The sequence below is a fragment of the Chloroflexota bacterium genome (assembly GCA_009840355.1).
In the GTDB taxonomy this organism is placed as follows: Bacteria; Chloroflexota; Dehalococcoidia; order Lucifugimonadales; family JADFKI01; genus Bin90.
In genome coordinates, this window is sequence record VXNZ01000049.1 from 26,044 (window position 1) to 49,494 (window position 23,451).

Here is a 23,451-nt window from a genome sequence, read left to right on the forward strand (position 1 = left end):
ATCTATTCCTCCGAAATGGTCGCCCCCGTTAGACTCTGTATGAGTTCCTCAAAGTGCTCGGACATCAAGTAAAAGTCCGTTAATTCAGCGAAAGTCCATCTGCCGAATTGACCGAGCCTATTCACGCCCGGAACCCAGTAAGTTTCCATCGTTTCCTTCTTCACCTTGGCGTCTTCGCCTCGGTAACCCTTGATCTCGACCATTAGGTTAAGTGGATCCTCGTGTCCATCATCAAGCTGAACGATGAAGTCCGGAATGTACTTCTTAGAAATGGAACCAAGCTTGTAAGGCACTTCAAGGCCTATATTATGGTTCTTCACATAGGCCCGGACTTTCGGATGTCCTTCGACGATTCGACAGAACTCCCCTTCCCAGTCGCTATCCAGAATTACCCAGTTGATGTGGCACTTTTGCTTAGGCTCCCATCTATTCTCACTCGACGTTCTGAAATTCACGAATCTCGTGGAGCCACTCGGTGTATAAGGGTCAAGCAATGCCCGCACGGGATGTTCCGCTATGTGGGAGCGAGTGATCGCTGCCGTGATCCTCTCGCAAGCCATGTCAGAGAGCACTTGGTATAGCAGCTGAGCCGGGTAAGTTCCTCCCTGACATTCCAGACACTCGTCCAACCACCTACGGACTATGCCACGCAAGGCGAAGAACTGGTTCGCCATTGGCACATCGTCAGAATCATGCCACTTAGTCGCGACTAGCCTCTCTGTCAACCTGTAGATCAGTTCTGACCGTCGGAGGTCATTAGTATGCACCAGATCCAAATCTATGCCTTCGCCAATGATGCCTTCATTACGAGTCTCAGTGGCGCCGATTAGTTCGGGCGTAAGAACGAGCACCGAGTCCTCCGTGAAGTCCGCGCTGACATTCTGGCTAGGCATTTCCACACGGTAGCCGTTAACCCTAGGGAAGACTATTTCTAAGTGGTCGCGATCTGGACGGACAGCCTTGACTTCCACAGTAGGTTTGACTCTCTGGGGCTTGACAATGACCGGGGCGGCAGTGAAATCAAACGGAACTCCAAGCACATCGGCATACTCTGTGTCAAACCTGTCGTCATTGTTTAAGTCGTATGATTGACGGCGAAGTGCGCGCCCCACAACCTGCTCGCACAATAGCTGTGTGCCGAAAGCGCGAACTCCGAGAACATGGGTTACCGTGTTCGCGTCCCAACCCTCTGTGAGCATAGATACGGAAACTACACAACGAACCTGCTCCCCAAGTCGTCCCTCCTTGCCGACGGTATTCATCACCTCCCGCAGAAGCTGCTCATCGGTGATTTTCTCAGCTTCTTTAGGATTGTTAGTTCGCGCGATTATCTCCCGCCGGAACTGCTCTATCTCGGAAGCTGCGGCCTCCCTAAAGTTTCCGTGCAGCGCGTCCCCGGATTCGAGCTGCTCGCTGTCAATCAGTAGCGTCCGAGGAATAGGCAACCTGTTTCCGTGCTCGTCGAAATTCTCGAACAGATCAAATTTACCCGGAACTGTATCTATCAAGCCATTTTCGAGCTCAATCTCGAAACCGGAAATGTAGTCGTATACTAACTTCGAAGTTGATGTGTTGTTGCAGACGACTATGAAACACGGAGGGATAGATATCCCGGCTCTTTCCCACTCGTCAGAAACGTTCTTGTAGTGACCATACAACGCTTCGAGAGCGGTCTGTAATTGGACAGGAAGTTGACGAGGATCAAGGTTCCCGGCACTCCTGCGCCCAGCCCTCGGCATTGATCCGCCAATATGCTCCCATAAATTCCGGTACATCGGCATCTCTTCGCCAGGAATATTATCGGCCACCGGGACCCGCGGCAACTTCACTATGCCGCATTCGATGGCGTCCATAAGAGAGAAATCGGATACTGTCCACGGGAACAGTGTTCCTTCAGCGTAGCCGGAACCCCTCAGAAAGAACGGCGTCGCCGATAGGTCGATCACCCGCGGTATTCCTAGTTTTTTCTTGACTGATTCAAGGCCGTTTATCCAGAGCCTTGCTGCTTCGCTGTTCTTCTTCCCTTCCTGTAATTCATCGCCCTTCAGATCACCCTCGTCATCTCTGCTTTGCTTCTCGCGGTAGCAGTGGTGGCCCTCGTCGTTCAGCACCAAGATATTCTTAATGCCCATCAAGTCGCACATTACACGCTGAATCATCTGCCCGTCGGTTTCCAGCGTCTCTAGGGGCTGTCCCGTTTTGCCTTGAGCGAGTCGGCGGCCTACTGCGGATACCTGTATTCGCTCACGTAGCTTGAACGCGTGGTAGTTTGTGATGACGATGCTGGCTCTATTGAGGTCGGGGCGCATGTCATTGGGTACAAGCTCTCTGGTGGTGTAGTAGTTGTCCAGGTCATTCGGCTGAAGCACACGGAGCCGATCTTTTATGGTAATGCCGGGGGCGACAATCAAGAAGCCACGTGTAAACCTCGAGCTTTGAGGATGCCTGACGGCGTTGATCGTCTGCCAGGCTATGATCATAGCCATCACTGTCGTTTTTCCGGCACCGGTCGCCATTTTCAGCGCCCAACGCAACAGATCGCCATTGGCTTCCGAACTGGAATTTTCGATCCTATCAAGAATGCGTCTGCCCGTCGGTCCAAGATTTGGAGCGACCTCCGTGAGCCAGATGATCGTCTCTACCGCTTCAACTTGACAGAAGAAGGGCCGGTAATTGGCGAAGTCGTGATTTCGCCAGTAATCGAGCAAGCGGGCCGTCTCCGGTGTGACGCCCCAGTCCCTAGAATTGGGAAGTCGTCTCCAGGCATCAACTTGCTGCCTAATCTCATCGACGTGCGCAGCAAGGTCATACTCTTGCTCTGAAGTCGAAAGTCCTTCGCCCTCATCCATTACGAATCTACCCTGAGCCGCCCCCCGCCCTCTCCGGCGGCGACGCCGAGGCTTCGGGATAGGCGTGTAGAAGCTAGCACTTCGTCGGTTCTCTACTACCCGCTGCGTAGGCTGGTTGTTCTCATCCAACTCCCAATGTCGATCAGGGTATCCGTAAGGTGAGTTAAGAACAGGGCTGTCAAAGAAGTTCCCGGGCACGATGCACTCCTCTTAAACGACTTCATAGGAATCGGATGAATTATACCACTCGCGATCTAGGTACTTGATTTAATGGCTTGTACTGCGTTGGCCATTACCGATCAATGATCGGTTTGTCTTTTTAGGAGGCGAACGCATATTGAGACCTCACGTTAAGGAGTGGGCAATCTGAAATTGTAGCCGGGTAGAGTCGTTCATTTGACACCTTCAGGAGGTGCCGTTTCCGTCGTATGACTTACACGCTCATACCGGTAGGTCGCAAACTAACTCTTACCGTAAAGATATTGTCTCTCGAACCATTCCATTCAGAGCCACTCAGAGTCGGATTGTCAATTGGTCCCGCATGCCGACTATGGATAAATTAACACTTCCCTAGAGAATCTCGGCATCTTTCGCAGCGTCATGGAGTCTGCGAAGAAGAGAGCGTGCCTCGCTTTCAACTTCTCTGCGGTTTCTTCCATATCCCTCAAGAGGGACATTACCGATTCGCTTTATCCGAAACACCCAGTCGCCCCTCGTCACGTTGATTAGTTCAATTCGTCCATAGCGAGTTGTGATGTCGTTCATTCTGCTTGCCGCTCCTTTCTTCTCTTAGGTAGGGGTGCCTAGGGGTGCGAAATCAGATTTACGGATCAGTTTCTCTGACTGCTGAGATCTGATTTTCGACTCCGTCCAGAGCGTCATTCAGATCCTTGCGCTATTTTAAGCAATGACCCAGCAGATAAGAACAAATCTAAAGTCACGCAAACACGGGGCCGAATCTCACCCAGGTTGGCAAGCACACAAAATGATTTTCTATCAGTCCACTGTGGCTTAAAATAGTGGTGCCCTCTCCCCTTTAAGTGATTCTCGGGTGTTATGCTGAAGATATTTGTTGTGGGTTAAGTTGACGGGTGGTGTGTACACTAGGCAGCCTTTTAATTCTCCGTTGAAGTCAGCTTCGCCATCTACACTTCAGGTAGCGCTTCGCCGTACACCGTTAGCGCCGGTTTCAAGTATTGACGCCCGACTGTCCACTCACCTTCGGCGCTACGAACACTGTGTATAGAGTAATGGCATTTACACACTCTAATACTCCAAGACCATCGATCCCTGTACACCCGCTTACCAAGCCTGAATTACAATTTTGGACACGCCATCTATAGTGGCGGTCAAACAGCTATAGGAGGTGCGAAGGTGCGAGCTTTTTGGTACTCGTTTGTTATGTTCTGGTTCGGCGTTTTCATGTGGCTGGTCGTCGACTGCAATCAGGAGTGCAGAAGCGTTTATTCGAGCGAGTGCGACATTCCCACTGGCGCCTGGATTGTCGGTGCCATACTAGCACTGTTTACATTTTTCTATGTTGCCTCCGGACGTTACGACAGGGACAATAGAAAGTGAATATCGGCACCGTTCCGACGCCGCACCGAAGCGAGCCCACTGGAAGTCAGTTTTCTTAGCCACGCATGATAGCATTGACACAGTCATAGTCAAAATACGAGGCGTACCGGTGCCGACGAGGTAATTCAGAGTCGCTAAGCCGTTGCCTACATATCATCTAAGAGCCGTTCATACCCGGCGCAAGCGTCGAGGCGTTTCTATAGTAATTCGGACCCCAATGTCCTTTAAGTTGCAATTGATAAGACAACATTGAGCCAGATCGGCACGAGACTCCTCAAGAGGTCATTTCTCACTCACGAAGAGAAAGGAGCACTGTAGCAGAGGAACAGCAATTCGCACCAGATGGCCTTTGACACGGCTTGATGAAAAGTAATACTCGCCCAAATGAGACCGAAATTCGCCAATAGAGAGGGAAGAAAATTGAGTCTCTTCTGAACATTGTGGGAAATTATGTGGGATAGGGGTGAGTGAGCATTAGCACGAATACCTGTAACACCTTATAAACGGCATATTTTATTACTCCCCCTATCTCCACCACTTCTTCCTTCTCTTCCCATCTTTCTTCACTCACCGAGCATCTCCTCTGTGCGGTTCCGTGTCGTCTTCGCTCGTCTGTTTCATGCCCACAGAAACTATGGGTATGGCTATCTCTGTCTTTCCACACCTCCTGATTTTCCGATCGTGCGACTTGCATATCATGATTCTTGATTGCGACTTGCATGCCCATCCTTCGTCCGACCGTGCGACTTTGCAGAAAGCAATTTACAAAATCGCCGGAAATTCCTGGTAAATGTGTTGACACATCGGTTTTGCGCCTGTATATTGCTTACAGAAATTAGTGCATACTAATTCTTGTGATGTCATAGCAGTAAGATAATATTTCAGATAGAACTATGCGGTTAGACGATCATAGACACAGCGAATATGCTCTATCGCCGATTGACCGGCAAGGACATGGTGGCAGCGGAGCAATACGAGGTGTCGTAGCAGTCAGACGGCGGCAGGAGGCGACTGCCCGCCAAGCGCGCAGCAGTTTGGAGCATCAATTGCCCGCGTATTTCGTGGGACTGGACAAACCGATTCGCACTTGGACCGCGCTTGACGCTGCAAAAGACATCGCTGCGGAGGCAAGTGTTCCTGAGGATATGAAAAATCTGGTGCGCGTCCTTGCCTGTGCTTACCTAGCAGTGGACTGTAAAGATACTCACGCCCACCGAGCCGAACAATAGCAAGGTGCGGCAATACAACCTAGACTCTCTCCCTTTCTCGTGGCCGGCCCCTCTTTACCCTCCCAATAGAGGGGGGTCGGTCTAAAACTTTGAGCGAATTCACATTCGCAATCTACCATTCAATAATTATTGGCGCTTGGCACGGTTATTTTGTGCTTTTTCTAACACTCCACTTGAAGGGCAAGAGATGTTATAAACATAGATATGTTCAGTGCTACTCAAGGGTTATTTATTGACATGTCAACATAATTTGTGCATATTAACAATGAATATTAATGACAGGGTTGACATTGGGTCAATATACAGAATCAGTGCGGCGTAGTGTCGCTGGGACAGGAGGTCTCATAGAAGTGTTCGGATACAAGGTTTGTCTGATGGTTGTCGCGCTTGCGGTCGCGGCATTAGCGCTTGCGGCGTGTGGCTCTACGCCCGCCGCATCAGTCGCGCCACAGGTCATTGAGGTCGAAAGAATCGTCGAAAAGACTGTCCCCGTGGAAACCGTCCGCGAGGTGGTCAAGGAAGTGCCTGTCGAAAAGCAGGTCATCGTCGAAAAAGAGGTCGTGAGAGAAGTACCCGTCGAGCGCATCGTCGAGGTGGAGAAGGAAGTCGTGCGGGTGCAGGAAGTGCCCGTAGAGAAAGTCGTGGAGGTGGAAAGGGTAGTCGAAGTGGTGCGCGACCGCGATCCCGGCACACTTGTGGTATATTCGGGTAGAAGCGAATCGCTCGTTTCGCCCATCATCGCGCAGTTTGAGGAAGTAACCGGCATTAATGTCGCAGTTAAGTACGGCAGTACGGGCGACATCGCCGCCACGATACTTGAAGAAGGCGAAAACTCGCCTGCCGATGTGTTCTTCGCGCAGGACCCGGGCGGTCTCGGCGAAGTGGCGAATGCGGGTCTGTTCGAGACGCTTCCCACGAGCATCACGGAAAAGGTCCCGACATGGGCGCGATCTCCTGAAAGCCAGTGGGTGGGCATATCCGGCAGGGCGCGCGTGGTAGTGTATAATGCGGAAAATCTGACGGCCGACCAGCTCCCCACGCGGATGGAAGACTTCACGAAGCCCGAGTGGAAAGGGCGCATAGGCTGGGCGCCGACAAATGGATCGTTCCAAGCGATGGTAACCGCGATGCGCGTGGTCTGGGGCGAAGACAAGACCCGCGAATGGCTGCTCGGCATACAGGCTAACGAGCCGAATGTGTATCCCAAGAACACGCCGACCGTCGCAGCTGCCGGCGCAGGCGAGATTGATGTCGGGTTTGTAAACCACTACTACTTGCACCGCTTCTTGGCTGAGGAAGGCGAAGACTTCGGTGCGCGTAATTACCATATTACCGGCGGCGGACCGGGCGGTGTGATACTGGTCGCCGGCGGTGGTATATTGAAGAACGCCGAGAACAAGGACAATGCGGAACGGTTCTTCAACTTCATGCTGTCGCAGGTTGCGCAGCAGTACTTTGCCGGGCAGACCTACGAGTATCCACTGGTCGAAGGCGTGAAGACGAACCGCCTACTGATACCGCTGGACGAGATTAATAATCCGGACGTTGACATGGCGTCTCTCGAAGACCTCGCCGGCACGCAGATGCTACTGCGAGACCTTGGCATACTGAACTAATATATTGAGGTGTAACCGTCATTCCTAATGTCCCTTCCCCTTATATGGGACATTGGTGTAAGGTTAGTGATGGGCGTCATCAGACTTGCGCCCACATCTAAACCTAGAGAATCGGATGGTAACGATAGCGCGAATTTCGCATAGCGTTGGCGCCGCCGGCTGGGCACTTATCTCCGGCCGGCGGCGCTCGCTGCTGGGCGCGCCGCCATTGTCCGCGCTTATTCCTGCGTTGCTTGTCGCCGCGGCGATGGCACTGCCCGTCGTTTATCTAATAGTGCGCGGCGCAAGCGCGAGCGATCAGGCATGGGACTTGCTGTTCCGCGTGCGCACTCTGGAGACGCTCTGGCGCACGCTGCTGTTAATCGGCTGTGTAACCGCGCTGTCCGCCGCTATCGCCGTGCCGTTCGCGTGGCTGACGACGCGCACCGACCTGCCGTTCCGCAGAGCGTGGACGGTGCTTGCGGCGCTGCCTCTGGTCATTCCTAGCTTCGTAGGCGCGTTCTTGTACATCTCCGCGCTGGGTCCGAAGGGGCTATTGCAATCGGGATTAGAAGTGCTGTTCGGCGTGGAACGGTTGCCGGACCTGTACGGTTTGGTGGGTGCGACAGCCGTGCTGACGCTGCTAAGCTACCCATACCTGTTCCTTACAGTACGCGGCTCTGTCGCCAATCTTGACCCTGCAACTGAAGAGGCGTCGCGCGGTCTGGGACACGGCGCGTGGAGCACGTTCTACCGCGTTACGCTGCCGCAGTTGCGCCCGTCCATTGCCGCGGGTTCGCTGCTGGTCGCGCTGTACACGCTCAGTGAGTTCGGCGCGGTGGCGCTGCTGCGCTACGACACCTTCACATTCATCATCTACCAGCAGTACGAAGGCTCGATAGACCGCTCCATCGCGGCGCTGCTGTCGTTCGTGCTCGTGCTGATGGCGGTCGTGATACTGCTTGCGGAGAACTATACGAGGGGTCGTGGGCGATACTACCGCTCCGGCGGCGGGTCTGCGCGCATGCCCGCCGTGATAAAGCTCGGGCGATGGAAGTGGGTGGCGATGCTTGCGATGGGCGCGGTTTTGCTGCTTGCGCTCGTGCTGCCCGTCGGCGTTTTGACATACTGGTTGCTGCGCGGCTTGAACGCCGGCGAGCCGCTGCTGCTCTTGTGGGACGCGACAAAGAACTCGCTGCTGGTGTCCGCCGCCGCCTCAATCGTAACCGCAGCGATGGCGATAGCGATGGCGGTGCTGCTGGTGCGCTTCCCGACACGGCTCAACCGCGTGCTAGAGCCTATCAGCTTCACCGGTTACGCGCTGCCGGGCGTGGTGGTCGCGCTCGCGCTGGTATTCTTCGGCGCGCGCTATGTCCGCCCGTTGTATCAGACGCACTATCTTCTGATCTTCGCCTACGCCGTGCTGTTCTTCCCGGTCGCGCTCGGCTCAGTGCGTTCAGCGCTGCTACAAATCAGCCCACGCTTAGAAGATGCGGCGCGCTGTCTTGGATACAACCCGCTGCGAGTGATGATGCGCGTTACGCTGCCGCTAATGCGCTCTGGTGTGCTGATGGGCGCGGCGCTGGTATTCCTGCTTACGATGAAGGAACTGCCTGCCACTCTGATACTGGGGCCGTTGGACTTCAGGACACTCGCCACATCAGTCTGGGGCGCGACTCAGGAAGCGTTCTTCGCGCAGGCAGCCGCGCCCGCGCTGATGATAATCTTGACATCTTCCATACCGCTGACACTGCTCGCGCTGCGAGAGAAGAGGACGTTAGCGTGAGCCAACCGCTAATCGAGTGCTGGAACGCGACGAAGTACTTCGCCGATGTTCTCGCCGTTGACGATTTGAGCTTCCGACTGATGCCGGGCGAAGTGCTGTCGATTCTGGGCGCGAGCGGCTGCGGCAAGACGACGCTTCTGCGTCTAATCGCGGGCTTTGAGACGCTGGACGGCGGACGCTTGGCGTTGCAGCCGGGCCTAACTTCTGACGCGCGCAATCATCTGCCGCCGGAACGCCGCAACATCGGCATGGTGTTTCAGGAATACGCGCTGTTCCCGCATCTAACAGTCGCGCAAAATGTGGCGTTCGGATTGCACGGCTTATCCAAGGCAGAGCAGTGTCAGCGCACATCGGATGCGCTGGAACTGGTACGGCTCGGCGCGCTGGAAGGGCGCTACCCGCACGAATTGTCCGGCGGACAGCAGCAGCGAGTCGCGCTGGCACGAACGCTCGCTCCGGACCCTATTGCCGTGCTGCTTGACGAGCCGTTCAGCAACCTAGACGCAGGCATGCGCCAAGATGTGCGGCAGGAAGTCGAGGCGATACTGCGAGACAGAGGCATCGCTGCCATCTTCGTTACGCACGACCGCGAAGAGGCATTCGCCTTCGCCGACCGTGTGGGTGTGATGAGCGACGGCCGCCTAGAGCAGATAGACACGCCGGCAGCGCTGTACCGCCGCCCCACCAACATCGCAGTCGCGAAAATAGTCGGCGACTGCGATTTTCTGGCAGGCAGAGTACGCGGCGGACTCGCCGACACGGAGCTAGGCATCTTACCGTACATCTGCGCAGCCGGAAACCTGCCGGAAGGCGCAGAAATCCGGCTAATGGTGCGCCCGCAAGATTTAGAGATCGCCACAAGCGACGCCGGCGCATGCGCCATCGCAGCCGCTGAATACCGCGGTGGTGAAACAATGCTGACGGCGCAAATGCCCAGTGGTGAAACGCTGGTCTGCCACCGGCTCGGCTACTCCGCAATGGCCCGTGGCACGCGTGTAACGCTGACTCCGAAGGGTGACGCCCCATTCTTGGCGTTTGCGTAGTCCGTAGTACCACTGCGACTATCCCATCCTGTCCTGTCTATCCATGTTAATTTCAATACCATTGTGCGCCTGTGCCGTTCTTGGCGATTCAAGGTATAATGCGGACGACCGTATGATATGATGACGGGCTTGAAATTGACGCTTGAACTATGACAGCGAATGGAGCGGAGGTTTGACGGTATGGCGCTTCAGAATCGAATGAACGATATTGACCCGAAGATGCTGAATGCGGTGAAATGGCGCTGCATCGGCCCGCCGCGCGGCGGGCGCGTGGTTGCGGTAGCGGGGGACCCTTCGGACATCGGCACGTTCTATTTTGGGGCGTGCGCGGGCGGCGTGTGGAAGACTTACGATGGCGGCACATACTGGGAAAACGTATCCGACGGATACTTTAAGACTGCCTCCGTTGGCGCTATTGCCGTGTCCGACTCCGACCCCAGTGTGGTATATGCCGGCATGGGCGAAGCCACGATTCGCCTTGATGTTACGCACGGCGACGGCGTGTATAGGTCGAACGACGGCGGTCATTCTTGGGTTCACCTCGGACTCGGAGACACACGGCATATATCGACCGTGCGCATACACCCGACGAACCCGGACATTGTTTATGTAGCCGCTTTGGGGCATGCATTCGGTCCTAATGAGCAGCGCGGCATATTCCGCTCCACGGACGGCGGCAAAAATTGGGAGCAAGTTCTGTACAAGAGCGAGAACGCCGGCGCGAGCGACCTCAGCATCGATCCGAACAACCCGCGCGTGATGTTCGCCGGGATTTGGCAAGTGCGCCGCAATTTCTGGAACTTGACCAGCGGCGGTCCGGACAGCGGGTTGTGGCGCAGCAGAGACGGCGGCGACACTTGGGACGATATTTCGGATAACCCGGGACTGCCGGAAAAGCCGTTCGGCAAGATAGGCGTGGCAGTCTCTCCAGCGAAGGCAGGGCGCATTTACGCCACCATAGAAGCGCGCGAACCGGGCGTGTTCATCTCCGACGACTACGGCGACACATGGCAGCTCGCCTCCGACAACCGCGACCTGCAGGGACGCCCATGGTACTACGAGCACATCTTTGCCGACCCGCAAGACGCCGATACCGCTTGGGTGCTTAACTACGACGCGTGGAAGTCCACAGACGCCGGCAAGACTTGGACGCAGGTGAACACGCCGCATGGCGATAACCACGACCTTTGGATAGACCCGCGCAACCCGCGTCGGATGATCGAGGGCAACGACGGCGGCGCGTGCGTAAGCTACAACGGCGGCGAGACATTCTCCACCATCTACAACCAGATGACGGCGCAGTTCTACCATGTAACCACCGACACGCAGTTTCCCTACCGCGTCTATGGCACGCAGCAGGATAACAGCGCCATCAGCGTGCCGTCGCGATCCAACAAGGGCGCGATACCGTGGGGCGACTGCTACCCAACTGCAAGTTCGGAGAGCGGTTACATCGTGGTCGATCCGACGAATCCGAATGTCGTCATTTCAGGCGCGATAGGCTCCTCTCCAGGCGGCGGCGGTAATATGCTGCGCTACGACCATTCCACCGGGCAGGTGCGAATCATCACCGTTTGGCCCGAACTGAATACCGGCTACGGACCCGTTGACGCGCGCTACAGATTCCAGTGGACATACCCGATACAGTTCTCTCCGCACGACCCCGGCGTGCTGTACGCGGCGGGTAATGTCGTGTTCCGCTCGACAGACCAAGGCGAAAGCTGGGGGCCAATCAGCCCGGATTTGACGCGCAACGACCCGGACAAGCTGCAGCCATCCGGCGGCGACATCACCGGCGACGCCTCAGGCGCGGAGACATACTGCACTGTGTTCGCGTTCCTCGAATCGCCGCACGAAAAGGGCGTTTTCTGGGCAGGATCGGACGATGGGCTGGTGCATCTATCGCGCGACGGCGGCGCGAACTGGCAGAACATCACGCCGCCCGATCTCGAAGAGTGGACGCGCGTGGATATGATCGAAATATCCCCTCACAACGCGGCAACGGCATACCTTGCCGGTACGCGCTACAAGTTCGACGACAATCGCCCGTTCCTATTCAAGACGACCGACTATGGCGAGACTTGGCAGAGCATCGTGGGTAATCTGCCCACCGATGACATCACACGCAGCATTCGCGAAGACCCGGAGCGCGCCGGACTACTGTATGCCGGCACGGAGCTGGGCATTTATGTGTCGTTCGACGACGGCGCGAACTGGCATTTGATGCGCGGTAATCTTCCGGTAGCGCCGGTGTATGACATCGCCATTAAGGACGACGATATTGTCGTCGCCACGCACGGGCGCGCGTTCTGGATTATGGACGGTGTGAGCCACCTGCGACAAGCATCAGGCGATTTCGCAGGCGAGGACATGTACCTCCTGAAGCCGCCCAGAAAGATTCGTCTTGCCGCGCCGTTCCGCGGTCGCGACGGCAGCCCGGCGAAGGACTACCAGCTCGCGCTTGGCGCAGCAGTCGCGTTCATCGACACGAAGGGCGAATACGGCGAGGCAATCCGCAAGACGCTGGACGCGGGCGAAAACGAACCGCATGGCGTGCGCGTCTGGTATTGGCTGAAGGACAAGCCCGACGGCGAAGTTACTCTCACATTCCTCGACTCCGAAGGCGCGGAAATCAAAGCATTCTCAAGCAAGAAGGCGGACGATGACGCCGACGCTGAAGACGCCGACCCGCGCGTGCCGGCAGAAGCGGGCATGAATCGCTTTGACTGGGACATGCGTTATCCCGGCGCGCACAAAGTGCCTGGCGACAAAACGACCGGCGATGTCGGGCGCGGACCGCTCGCTCCGCCGGGTTCGTATCAGGTGCGGGTAACCGTCGGCGAGCAGTCGCAGACGCAAGCCTTTGATATGGTAAAAGACCCGCGCGTCAACGCCACGCAGGAGGACTTCGACGCGCAGTTCGCGCTGATGATGCAGCTCCGCGACAAAATCTCGGAGACGCACGACAATATTCTCAAACTGCGCAGCACTCGATCGCAGGTGAGCGATTGGGCAAAGCGCGCTGAAGGCACGGCGGCGCAGGATGCAGTATCGGACGCCGCCACAGCGCTCAACTCGAAGCTGGACGACATCGAATCCGCGCTAATCCAGACAGAGTACAAGGGTGCACGCGACAGGCTGCACATGCCCATCAAGCTGAACGCGAAACTGGCGGGGCTTGTGCCGGTCGTATCCGTCGGCGACTATCGCCCGCCGCAGCAGGCTTACGATGTGTTCGCGTACTTCGAGGGCTTGCTGGGTGAGCAGTTCGACGCGCTGCAATCCGTCTTGGACGAGGACCTAGACGAGTTCCAAAACCTGCTCGCGGAGTTGGAGATTCCCGCCATCGTGCCGCGCGCGGAAGCCTAGCGCCTCGAACATCCCGCGTTTCTCTTCGTCTTCGACAGCAACATTCGCATATACTCGGGCGGCGGTCTGACTGGAAGCCCAATCTGCCGCTGCCCGGATCAGCGTCTGCCAATAAGCGATGTGGTCGCGGCTCGTAAATCCGTCCACGCGGCAGTCGCCGGCATCATCCAGCCGCGCGGTGGATAGCCCGACGGCTTGCCCGCCATCAGCGCTTGCGACAAACCACGCGCCGCGACCGTCTGCGGCAATGGCGGCGTATCGTCGGTACAATCCTAGGCATGAGTCCTGTATAGCGTATCGCGTGGATTTCATATCCGTATTGGCATCAAGCGTGTGCCAGTCGTGCGGCGCGACGAGCAGTGGTATCATCGGCGCGCGGTCTGCGGGCGTGAGCGCGCGCACTTCGACCGACGCAGTACGCAAGGCGCGGAAGTAATCCACGAACCACTCTTCGGGCGATGCGCCGCTTGCCACTTTGAGCATCAATCGTGCGCCGGCGAGTTTGCGCCATCCGAGCCGGTGGTATATTCGCGCCGCCGCCGGATTGACCGTGCCGAGAAACAGCGCCTGCCCGCCGCGTGCCTCGAAGTCGTCGAGTGCCTGCTGCGTGAGCGCGGTTGCGATGCCGGTACGCCGTGCCGCAGGTGTCGTCGCCACTTCGCCCAAGCCGCCGATGCTGGGCGTCGCATGCGAAGACGCCACCAGACAAGCGCCCGCAAGCCTGCCATTTAACCTGCGCGTATAGACCGTGATGAGCGAGTGTGGCACTTCCGCGCCCAGCAACGCCTCTCGCGTCAAATCAATCGCGCCGTCAAATATCGGCAGCCAAAGGTCAAGCAGCTCGTCCGTGAGATTGGAGTTCAACGGCGCTTCGTGTCTCAATCGTTTGCTCCTGTCTAATGCCTGTAAAGTGCACAGGACTGAGAGAATTGCAGCTCAAATTATCTCACCCTGCTCTGTATATGCAATGAATTTGCTCGGTATGACATATCCGTCCCAAAAGTTTTGGAGCATTTGGAATGTTCAGAAATGTCAATTGTGCAGGAACTTCACACTGATATATTCTAGCCGATTCACCTTGCGCATTTACAAAGAATGACTGAATGTGTTCAAATTGCAATGGTGAATTCATAATTCCCTTCCATCGGTCAGCCCATCAAGGGCGAAAGTTAGGATGGGAGCAATGTCTCCATCAACAACGCATCAGCGAGTTCATATCGTAGAATTGTCAGCGACTTGTGTCTGGGAAGACGCAGCATGGAATGGGCGATAGTGGTCGCGGTATTTGTGGTTATGTTCGTGGGAGCAGCGTATTGGCGAATGCGCGCGATGAAGCGCCAAGAAGACAATGTGCGTGTTCAGAAGCGGCGAATTAACGCGAATTAACCAAATTCGGCTGAATAAATAAAGCGGTCGCGCTATTTGGCTCAGGGATCAAGTCCGGGAGAAGTGCAAAGGTGTTCAAAGATACGCTATCCACGCTGACGGCGGTTGCGGGCTGGGACGATGCGCGTGAGAACGAGGTCGAATTTAGCGACAGTGTTGACCCGATACTGCCCACTCCGTTTCGCATCGGCGAGACGGCTGCGGCGAGTCTTGCCGCCGTAGGGCTTGCCGTGTCGGACATCTGGCGGCTACGCACGGAACGCGGGCAGGACATCGGCGTGGATGTTCGACGAGCTACGGCATCGCTTCGCAGCAGCAAATACATGATGCAGGATGGGCAATCCATCGCGGCTGAGCGGCATCCGTTGATGGGCGTTTACCCGGCGAAGAATGGTCGCTGGAGTTACTTGCACTGCAACTTCCCCAATCACCGCGATGCCGCGCTCACCGTGCTGGGTGTCGATGAGGACAACGACGCCGTGCGCAACGCCGTATCACAGTGGGACGCGCTGCAACTGGAGGAGGCTATTATCGCGGCTGGCGGCGCAGGCGGCATGGTGCGTACCTTGGACGAATGGGCGCAGCACCCGCAATCGGCAGCGGTAGCGTCGCTGCCGTTGTTGGAAATCACGAAGATTGGCGATGCGCCACGCGAACCGCTACCCGACGGTGCCAGACCTCTTTCCGGCGTCCGCGTGCTTGATTTGACGCGCGTGCTCGCCGGTCCGACTTGCGCACGCACGCTGGCAGAACACGGCGCCGATGTGCTGAAAATCACCGGCGCGCATCTGCCAAGCATCGGCTCGCAAGAATTCGACACCGGACATGGCAAGCTATCCGCGCATCTCGATTTGCGCGATGCGGCAGACCTTGATAGGCTGCGCGGACTGGTGCGCGATGCGGATGTGTTTTCGCAGGGATACCGCCCCGGCACTCTTGCGCGGCGCGGGCTGTCTCCACATGACCTGGCGGCGTTGCGCCCGGGCATCGTCTATATCTCGCTATCAGCGTTCGGCCGCGTTGGTCCGTGGTCAGCGCGGCGCGGCTTTGATACGGTGGTGCAGACGGTCAGCGGTATCACGGCGCGGCAGGGCGAGTTGTTCCCCGCCGCAGAACCGGGTCCCCAGTTCTACCCAGTGTCGGCGATAGACTACCTGACCGGCTACCTGATGGCGTTTGGCGCGCTGCTGGCACTCGCGCGGCGCGTAACCGAAGGTGGCAGTTGGTTGGTGTCTATTTCACTGGCGCAGACGGGACGCTGGCTATTGCAGCGCGGTCAGGTGGCAGAGTCAAAATTGCGCGATGTGCCGCAAGATTTCACCGCCGAAGAAATCGCAAGTTGGTCAACGAAGAGCGATCTTGCCATCGGTAAAGTCAGCCACCTTGCGCCCGCACTGCAACTCTCCGAGACGCAGCCGCACTGGGCGCGACCGGCTGTGCCACTTGGTCATCACGATGCGGTCTGGCCTGAGCGCACCTGGCATGAATAGACAGGATAGATAATATACAGGGTAGGCAGGATATAGATGGAATATGTGAGGCTTGGTCGCAGTGGGATGAAGGTGTCGCGGGTTTGCGTGGGGACGAATATGTTCGGCGCGGGCTATGTGGACGATGACCGCGCGGAATCGGTTATCGACGCGGCGTTCGATGCGGGCATCAACTTCATTGACACGGCGGACGCGTATAATTCCGGGCATTCGGAAGTCGTCGTGGGCAGGGCAGTGCGCAGCCATCGCCACGATTTCGTCGTCGCTACGAAAGGGTTCATTGCTACCGGACAGGGCCCCAACGATGTCGGCCTGTCGCGCAAGCACCTCATGGACGCGGTTGACGCGAGCCTGACACGCCTGAAGTCGGACTACATCGACTTGTATCAGGTGCATTACTTCGACCCGGACACGCCGTTGGAGGAGACGCTGAAGACGCTGGACGATATGGTGCGGCAGGGCAAAATTCGCTACATCGGCTGCTCCAACTTTGCGGCTTGGCAGCTGATGCGCGCGCTCTGGGTCAGCGACAGGGACGGCTTCGAGCGCTTCGAGTCGGTGCAGCCGGAGTACAACCTAGCCAAGCGCGACATCGAAGGCGAGCTTTTCGACGCGTGCGCCAATCAAGATGTCGGCATCATTCCATACCAGATATTTATGGGCGGGGTGCTGACAGGGCGCTACAGCGCGGGTTCACCGCCACCGGACGACAGTCACATGGCATCACGGCATGCCCAACGTGCGAAGGACACCTATTGGAACGAGCGTACCTTCAGAATGGTGGACGCGCTGAAGGACGCGGCGGCAGAGTTGTCGGTCAGCGTGCCGCAGCTGCTCATCGCTTGGACGCTGTCCCGTCCGCAGATAACATCGGTGATAGTCGGCGCATCGAGGCCTGAGCAAGCGCAGAGCAACGCGGCTGCGGTATCCATCGACTTGCCTGAGGAGATAGTTGCGCGGCTGGATTCGCTTTAGAATCGAAAAGCCTCGCGCGGCGACGATATGCGCTATCTCCGACGGTCTTATGCCACACTTAGCGGCCTGTTTTATGGATGGTACCTGGTAGGCATCGCCAGCTTCATGCTGATGCTGATGTCCGCTACCGTGTTCCAAGGCGTCGGCACGTTCTTTGTCGCGCTGGAACGCAACTTCGGCTGGAATCGCACCACGCTATCCGGCGCATTCTCGCTTTCTCGCGCGGAAGGTGCGCTGCTCGGTCCGGTAGAGGGCTTTCTCGTCGATAGGCTCGGCACTCGCAAGATGGTCGTAGTCGGCTATCTGATTATGGGTCTGGGCTTCGTATTCTTCTCGCAGATAGAGTCTGTCTGGCAGTTCTATGTTGCGTATCTCACCATCTCGCTCGGGTCGGGCATAGGCGGTTGGATAGCGTTCGTAACGCTGATAAACAACTGGTTCGCACGCCGCCGCGCGCTCGCAATGTCGGTCGCAGTATCGGGCATTCAGTTCGGCGGCTTTCTCGTCCCGATGATGGCGTGGGGAATCGAGAACGAGGGCTTTCGGCTGACCGCGCTGGTCATCGGCGTGATACTGATTGTGGTGGCATTGCCGGCGTCGCAATTCGTGCGCAATCGCCCGGAAGACATAGGCACCGGTCCGGACGGAGACCGAATACCGCGCCCAAGAGCGACTCCGCCCGCATCCGCCGAGACTGAAGCAAGGCAATCTACCGTAAGTCAGGACGAATCCGCGCAAGCAGAATCGGCAGACGCCAATGAGATGACGCCGCGACAGGCGCTGAAGACGCTCGCGTTCTGGGTGATAGCCGTCGCGCGGCTGACATCCGTGGTGTCGATAGTGTCGCTGTCGGTGCATCTCGTGCCAAAGCTCACGGACTCGGGCATATCGCTGATAACAGCGAACTTCGTGGTTACGCTGTACACGACCGTCGCGCTGTTCAGCGGCTTCGTGGCGGGATACTTGGCGGACCGCACATCGAAGGTCGCGGTGCTGTTTGTGTGCATGCTGATGCAGGCGTTCGCGATGGCAATCCTGACTTTCACGGACACGCTGCCGATGGCGTGGGCGTTCGCAGTGCTATGGGGCGCGGGATTCGGCGGCCGCGTGCCGTTGCTGACGGCAATCATCGGCGACTTCTTCGGCAGGAAAAACTTCGGCTCGATACTCGGACTGAACATGGTGCCGTCGAACATAGCGATGATAATCGCGCCGTTCATGGCAGGGCTAATCTTCGACCTGCGGCAGAGTTACTTCATCCCGTTCCTCACATTCACGGTGATGGCGTTCATCGGCGCGTTCGTCATACTGCTGGCGCGGATGCCGGGTCAGGCAAGTGCGGCGAGTGATGTGCGGTAGGCATGTTGCGTTGCCCGTGTCTTTGATATGAATCGCGCACATACCGCCCTTATGGACGGGCGCATTCTCGCATTCCGCTTGTTGTGTATAATCACCACAGATAGCGTATTGGCACGGCATAGACGACGGTAGGCGACTGTCATGGAGTTGCGAACGCGCCGTCGAACCGTCCAAGCAAGAGCTTCAAGGTTCGGCTGCGGCGATGAAATGGCTAACAGGATAGCCAGAATAGGAAGGATGAAACTATGAAATATGGCTTCAATGTGCCCAACACGATGGACGGTGACGAACTGTGCAGGTTCGCGCAAAAGGCTGAAGAACTTGGCTTCGAGTCGGTGTGGATTGGCGACCATATTGTGCTTCCGACCGCTCCTACAAACCAATACCCGTACACCGACGACGGCTCGTTCCGCCGCCCGCACGATGCGCCGTTCCTTGAAACCCTCACCGTCCTCACCTATCTCGCCGCCTGCACAAGCACAATCCGCATCGGCAGCACCGTAGTCATCGTGCCATACCGCAACCCCATATTGCAGGCGAAGATATTCGCCTCGCTTGATGTCCTGTCCAAGGGCAGAGCCGTCTGCGGCGTAGGCGTGGGTTGGCTGGAAAAAGAATTCGAGACGCTGGATGTGCCTTACTCCGAGCGCGGCCCAATGACCAACGAGTGGCTCGAAATCTTCTTCAACCTGTGGGGCGAACAAGAGCCGTCGTACAGCGGCGACTACTATAGCTACGACGGCATATTCTTCGAGCCGAAGCCCTTGCAGCAGCCGCGCATACCAATCTGGGTTGGCGGACACACCCGCCGCGCGCTGCGACGAACCGCGAAGTACGGCGATGCGTGGCATCCGTCGCGGCAGACACCGGAATATGTCTCGCGCAACCTGCCGTACCTGTATCAGCAGGTGGAATCAGAGGGCCGCAGCGCCGATGAAATCACCATCTCGCTGAAGCGCAGCTTACACTTCTCCGACATCGGCGTCTCGGGATCAGGCAGCGGAAACGAGAATGCGGGCGCAGGCATCTCCGCCAGTACCCAAACCGTCATCGAGGACATCAAGAAGTGCGCCGACATCGGCATCCACCAACTCACCTATGACTTCCCGACAAACGACATCGAGGAGTGCATACGCATCCTAGAACACTTCGCCGAAAGAGTAGCGCCGCGTGCGGAAATTTAGGGCGTTGTGTCCGCGAGAGTCCCTTTCCTAGTGAGGGAATGGACTATTGCGGCATTCCAATAACCGAAGGGGCAGTCGTAAGACTGCCCCGCTCTATTTATGATTGACCGGATTTGACGGTAAAGGTTCGCGCTATACCACGAGCGCCCCCACCTTCTCGTATGTGCCTTGCACTATAGGCTTAGCTTCTACTTCTAGCCAGTCTTCTAGGATTTCGGTGTACAAGCCGCGGAAGTCGTAGTTGAAGGCTAGGTCGCCTTCGACCAGCGTGTGTGGCTCTAGGGACGGGTATTCGTTGTAGTGGCCGCCCTTTACGCCATCGCCTATGAGCAGTGATACGCCCCCGGAACCGTGGTCGGTGCCGTTGCCGTTGTCCTTGACGCGCCTGCCGAACTCGGAGAAGACCAGCATCAGCACATCGTCGCCGGCGTTGTGTTGTTTCAGGTCGGTGTACAGGTCGTAGATGCCGGCGGACACATCGCGCCACAGATGCTCTTGCAGTGCGTACTCGTTGGTGTGCGTGTCGAAGCTGCCGTGCTGCGTGTAGCAGACGCGCGTGCCCACATCGGCGAGCAGCACCTGCGCCACGCCCTTCATGCTCTTGCCGTACGAGTCCGATCCGTACTCCACATCGCTTTGGTACTTCTGCGGGGCTGTTTGCAGAATGTCCGCGCCGCGCAGAGCGTCCAAGCCGGTCTTGCTGAGGAAGTCCATCACGGGACCGCTGCCAATAGCCTGCGTGTACATGTTCGCGAACACTTCGAGCGCCTCGGCGCGCTGATCGTCGCCGTCGATGTCGTTCAGCAAGCCGTAGCTTTCGAGATCGGTTACGGACGCGACCGGCACTCCGGGAGATACGAGCGCGCGCGGCAGCCCGGCGCCGAAGTTCACACCGCCTACGACATTCTCGCCGCTGGGGTCCATCTCGCGCAGCGCCTGCCCAAGCCAGCCCTGATCGCCGACCTTCGTGGGCTCGGCGGTGTGCCAGATGTCCATCGAGCGGAAGTGCGAGCGGTTGGGGGTCGGATAGCCGACGCCGTGAACGATGGCGACCTTCCCCTCGTCCCACAAGTCCTTGACCGGCGCCATGCCGGGGTTGAACCCGTAGTTCTCGTCGAGCGGCAGCGCGCGCTCCGGTTCGATGCGGATATTCGGGCGGTTGTCGATGTAAAGCGGCTCGTTGTACGGCACGATACAGTTAAGGTAGTCGTTGCCGCCGGAAAGCTGCACGACCACGAGTTTGCGGTTTTTGCCGTTACTGCTCATGGGATTTGCTCCTCCTAAGTTATCAAGAGCGCATCGGCTCTATTATTGAAGCCTGCCTGAATAAAGTCCTTGTCAAAAGCGTAAGCAGTGTAAATATCATATCTTTCCATCACGATAAACGAAACGCAGTAAGCCAGTGAATACCTCTTGTCGTCGTGTCGCTTGAAATACTCCAGCTTTCCATAAGTAGAGGTTCGTCGGCGTGAATCAGGCGGATTGAAGGGCTGTTCAGCAACATATTTCCGACTGTCACCGCTTCGGAATGAAAGCCTCTAGCATTAATGTATGTAACTGTTTCAACCGACACCAGAGTGGTGGTTACAAAGTTAAGTCGGTCATGTGACAGATTTCGCTAGTGCCTGATTGCGTCAGTATGATGTTGATCATTCCTTATCGTTTGCGCTATAAGATAGCCCGTATCAAGAAACACGGATGTCACATATGACTGGCTATAATCCGTAGATATACTTGTCATGGTTTACTGAACCGTCAGTGATTTCCGGGTCATATACAGGGATTGCATCCCAATCCCCAAAGAGGATCGTCCTTTGGGATGCCTCCCTTCCGGTTAGGGTTGGTTTTGCGCCCCAGTTGACGCAAAGGGATTTGCCCGTTCTCGTCAACCGGCGCAATCTCAATAAAGCCGTTGCTCTCCCGGAGCTCGACCTCATCGACATCGGGCAGAAGGGATTTGGGAATTGTAACGCCGTGTTCGGTTACTTTAATTCGCAGAAACTGTTTGTCCAAAGAGCCGTCCCTGCTTTGCATACCTAGAATAATCCGATCCGGCGAAGCGAAACGCACCGGAACATCATCCATTACATCACAGTTTTGCCGAAACCATTTTCTTAATGCACTCCCGCCCATAATACGCGCAGTGCCATTCTGATTTGCGCTTCGATTAACGAATGCTTGAACTTCTCGTCCAGTTTGGCCAAGTACGAGCGTTATTGGCCCCTCATCCTTGCGAACATAGCGATCAAGGTCAACAGGGATATTCCAAAATCCTTGATTGTAGTAAGTCTTGTGCAGTGTCAGATGAGCTTGCATTGTTTATTTTTCTACACCCTCTCATACACCTGGAAGCGGTGGCGGCAGGTCTCTAGCACGTACACGCGCTCTTGTTCGTCTAGGACGACGGTTACCGGGTCCCAGAAGTATGATTCGATGCGCGCGGACGCTTCGTGCTGGTCGTCCACATCGACCTCGAATTCGGGGACGAAGCGGGAACGGGCGTCCAGCTCGTCGGCGTTGGCGTTTAGGTATTCGACCGCCCATTCGCCAAGTGTCGCCTGACCGCGCAGGGATGTGATGTATCCGCCGTCCGGGTCTAGCACTTGCACGCGCTGGTTGCCCCAGTCGGCGACATACATGTTGCCGTCCGAGTCCACGGCGAGACCGGACGGTCGGTTGAACTCGCCGCCGCCGTCGCCGCTGCTACCGTATGCCGCAATGAACTCGCCGTCGGGCGTGAACTTCTGCACGCGGTCGTTGCGCCAGTCCGCGATGTATATCAGCCCGGCGCTGTCGAGCGCGATGCCCCACGGCAGGTTGAACTCGCCGTCGCCGCTGCCGTAAGAGCCGAACTTGCTGATGTACTCGCCGTCCTTGTCAAGCTTCTGCACACGGTGGTTGCGGTGGTCAACGAGCAGCAGGTTATCATCCGCGTCGAATATCAGTCCCGATGGTCCATCGAACTCGCCGTTGCCAGCGCCGACCGTGCCCCACTTGGTGACGAACTTGCCGCTCTGGTCGTACACGGTGATGCGCTGCAAAAAGTCGTCTGCCATGTAGAGCATGTTGTCGCTGTCAAGCGCGAGCGCGGATGGCCATACCATCTGCCCGTCGCCCGTGCCGTACCCGTAGAGCTGCCCGAAAAACTGGTGGTCAACGGTCGCCATCTGGATGCCCACGATGTCGCGTGCCGTGGTGTTGCTGCGGCTGCCGACGAATATCCTGCCATCGTCGCGTATCACCATGTCGGTGGGAAGGTGGAATCCCCGTCCCCCTTGGTCGGCGACGAAGCCTATGGTGTCCACATACTGTAGGGTAAACGGTTTTGTGGTTGTCTGTGTTGCCATGTTGTTAGTCCCTTACAAGTGCGCTTCCGCTCTATGGCTTTATACGGCAGAGAGGCGCGCTATCATGTTTGCCAGCATAATGAACCCACCTATCGTAATTGACAGCAGCGCGACGAAGTGACGGTTGGTTTTCCTGTCAAGTTCACGAACCGTCTCTATCAAGTCTTCCAGCCGCTTTAGTCCTTGCTCCTGTCTGCTCTCAATTAGTCCTAGGTCTCTTAGCCCCAGGTCTCTGTCCATATATTGTCTCTGTTCAGTTTC

13 protein-coding genes and 1 pseudogene are annotated in these 23,451 nt (G+C 56.9%); 8 read left to right on the top strand and 6 right to left on the bottom strand.

Going from position 1 to position 23,451, the window contains the following annotated elements:
* Nucleotides 1-2: 2 nt before the first annotated feature.
* Nucleotides 3-3,047, bottom strand: a complete 3,045-nt coding sequence (locus F4X57_12775; protein MYC08024.1) for a restriction endonuclease — start codon at nt 3,045-3,047, stop codon at nt 3-5.
* A 2,983-nt stretch (nt 3,048-6,030) separates the two neighbouring features.
* On the opposite strand from F4X57_12775, the gene F4X57_12780 reads away from it, so the two are divergent.
* From F4X57_12780 to F4X57_12795, 4 genes and pseudogenes are all read left to right on the top strand, one after another.
* Nucleotides 6,031-7,272, top strand: a complete 1,242-nt coding sequence (locus F4X57_12780; GenBank protein ID MYC08025.1) for an extracellular solute-binding protein — start codon at nt 6,031-6,033, stop codon at nt 7,270-7,272.
* 115 nt (nt 7,273-7,387) lie between these two features.
* Nucleotides 7,388-9,037: an iron ABC transporter permease gene (locus tag F4X57_12785; GenBank protein MYC08026.1), complete on the top strand. Its 1,650-nt coding sequence runs from the start codon at nt 7,388-7,390 to the stop codon at nt 9,035-9,037.
* An 80-nt stretch (nt 9,038-9,117) separates the two neighbouring features.
* Nucleotides 9,118-9,750 (top strand): annotated as a pseudogene (locus tag F4X57_12790) (ABC transporter ATP-binding protein).
* Nucleotides 9,751-10,278: 528 nt separating this feature from the next.
* Nucleotides 10,279-13,449: a glycosyl hydrolase gene (locus F4X57_12795; protein ID MYC08027.1), complete on the top strand. Its 3,171-nt coding sequence runs from the start codon at nt 10,279-10,281 to the stop codon at nt 13,447-13,449.
* On the opposite strand, the gene F4X57_12800 is transcribed toward F4X57_12795, so the two are convergent.
* Nucleotides 13,381-14,379, bottom strand: a complete 999-nt coding sequence (locus tag F4X57_12800; protein ID MYC08028.1) for a GNAT family N-acetyltransferase — start codon at nt 14,377-14,379, stop codon at nt 13,381-13,383. The genes F4X57_12795 and F4X57_12800 overlap by 69 nt on opposite strands.
* 551 nt (nt 14,380-14,930) lie before the next feature.
* On the opposite strand from F4X57_12800, the gene F4X57_12805 reads away from it, so the two are divergent.
* The 4 genes from F4X57_12805 (at nt 14,931) to F4X57_12820 (ending at nt 19,843) form a co-directional block, all read left to right on the top strand.
* Nucleotides 14,931-16,325, top strand: a complete 1,395-nt coding sequence (locus tag F4X57_12805) for a CoA transferase (protein MYC08029.1) — start codon at nt 14,931-14,933, stop codon at nt 16,323-16,325.
* A gap of 36 nt (nt 16,326-16,361) precedes the next feature.
* Nucleotides 16,362-17,300, top strand: coding sequence for an aldo/keto reductase (locus F4X57_12810; GenBank protein MYC08030.1), 939 nt, complete (start codon nt 16,362-16,364; stop codon nt 17,298-17,300).
* A gap of 27 nt (nt 17,301-17,327) precedes the next feature.
* Nucleotides 17,328-18,659, top strand: a complete 1,332-nt coding sequence (locus tag F4X57_12815; GenBank protein MYC08031.1) for an MFS transporter — start codon at nt 17,328-17,330, stop codon at nt 18,657-18,659.
* Nucleotides 18,660-18,904: 245 nt separating this feature from the next.
* Nucleotides 18,905-19,843 carry a TIGR03619 family F420-dependent LLM class oxidoreductase gene (locus F4X57_12820; protein MYC08032.1) on the top strand — a complete coding sequence of 313 codons (939 nt, stop codon included), beginning with the start codon at nt 18,905-18,907 and terminating at the stop codon, nt 19,841-19,843.
* A 132-nt stretch (nt 19,844-19,975) separates the two neighbouring features.
* Here F4X57_12820 and F4X57_12825 read toward each other — a convergent pair whose 3' ends face one another.
* From F4X57_12825 to F4X57_12840, 4 genes are all read right to left on the bottom strand, one after another.
* Entirely contained in the window at nt 19,976-21,109 is a 1,134-nt protein-coding gene (locus tag F4X57_12825) for a DUF1501 domain-containing protein (GenBank protein MYC08033.1), read from the bottom strand.
* Between the two features lie 504 nt (nt 21,110-21,613).
* Nucleotides 21,614-22,159 (bottom strand): hypothetical protein, encoded by a 546-nt coding sequence (locus tag F4X57_12830; protein ID MYC08034.1) that lies wholly within the window; start codon nt 22,157-22,159, stop codon nt 21,614-21,616.
* Between the two features lie 11 nt (nt 22,160-22,170).
* Complete coding sequence (locus F4X57_12835) at nt 22,171-23,190, bottom strand: hypothetical protein (protein MYC08035.1); 1,020 nt, start codon at nt 23,188-23,190, stop codon at nt 22,171-22,173.
* Nucleotides 23,191-23,229: 39 nt separating this feature from the next.
* Complete coding sequence (locus F4X57_12840) at nt 23,230-23,430, bottom strand: hypothetical protein (protein ID MYC08036.1); 201 nt, start codon at nt 23,428-23,430, stop codon at nt 23,230-23,232.
* Between the last annotated feature and the right edge of the window lie 21 nt (nt 23,431-23,451).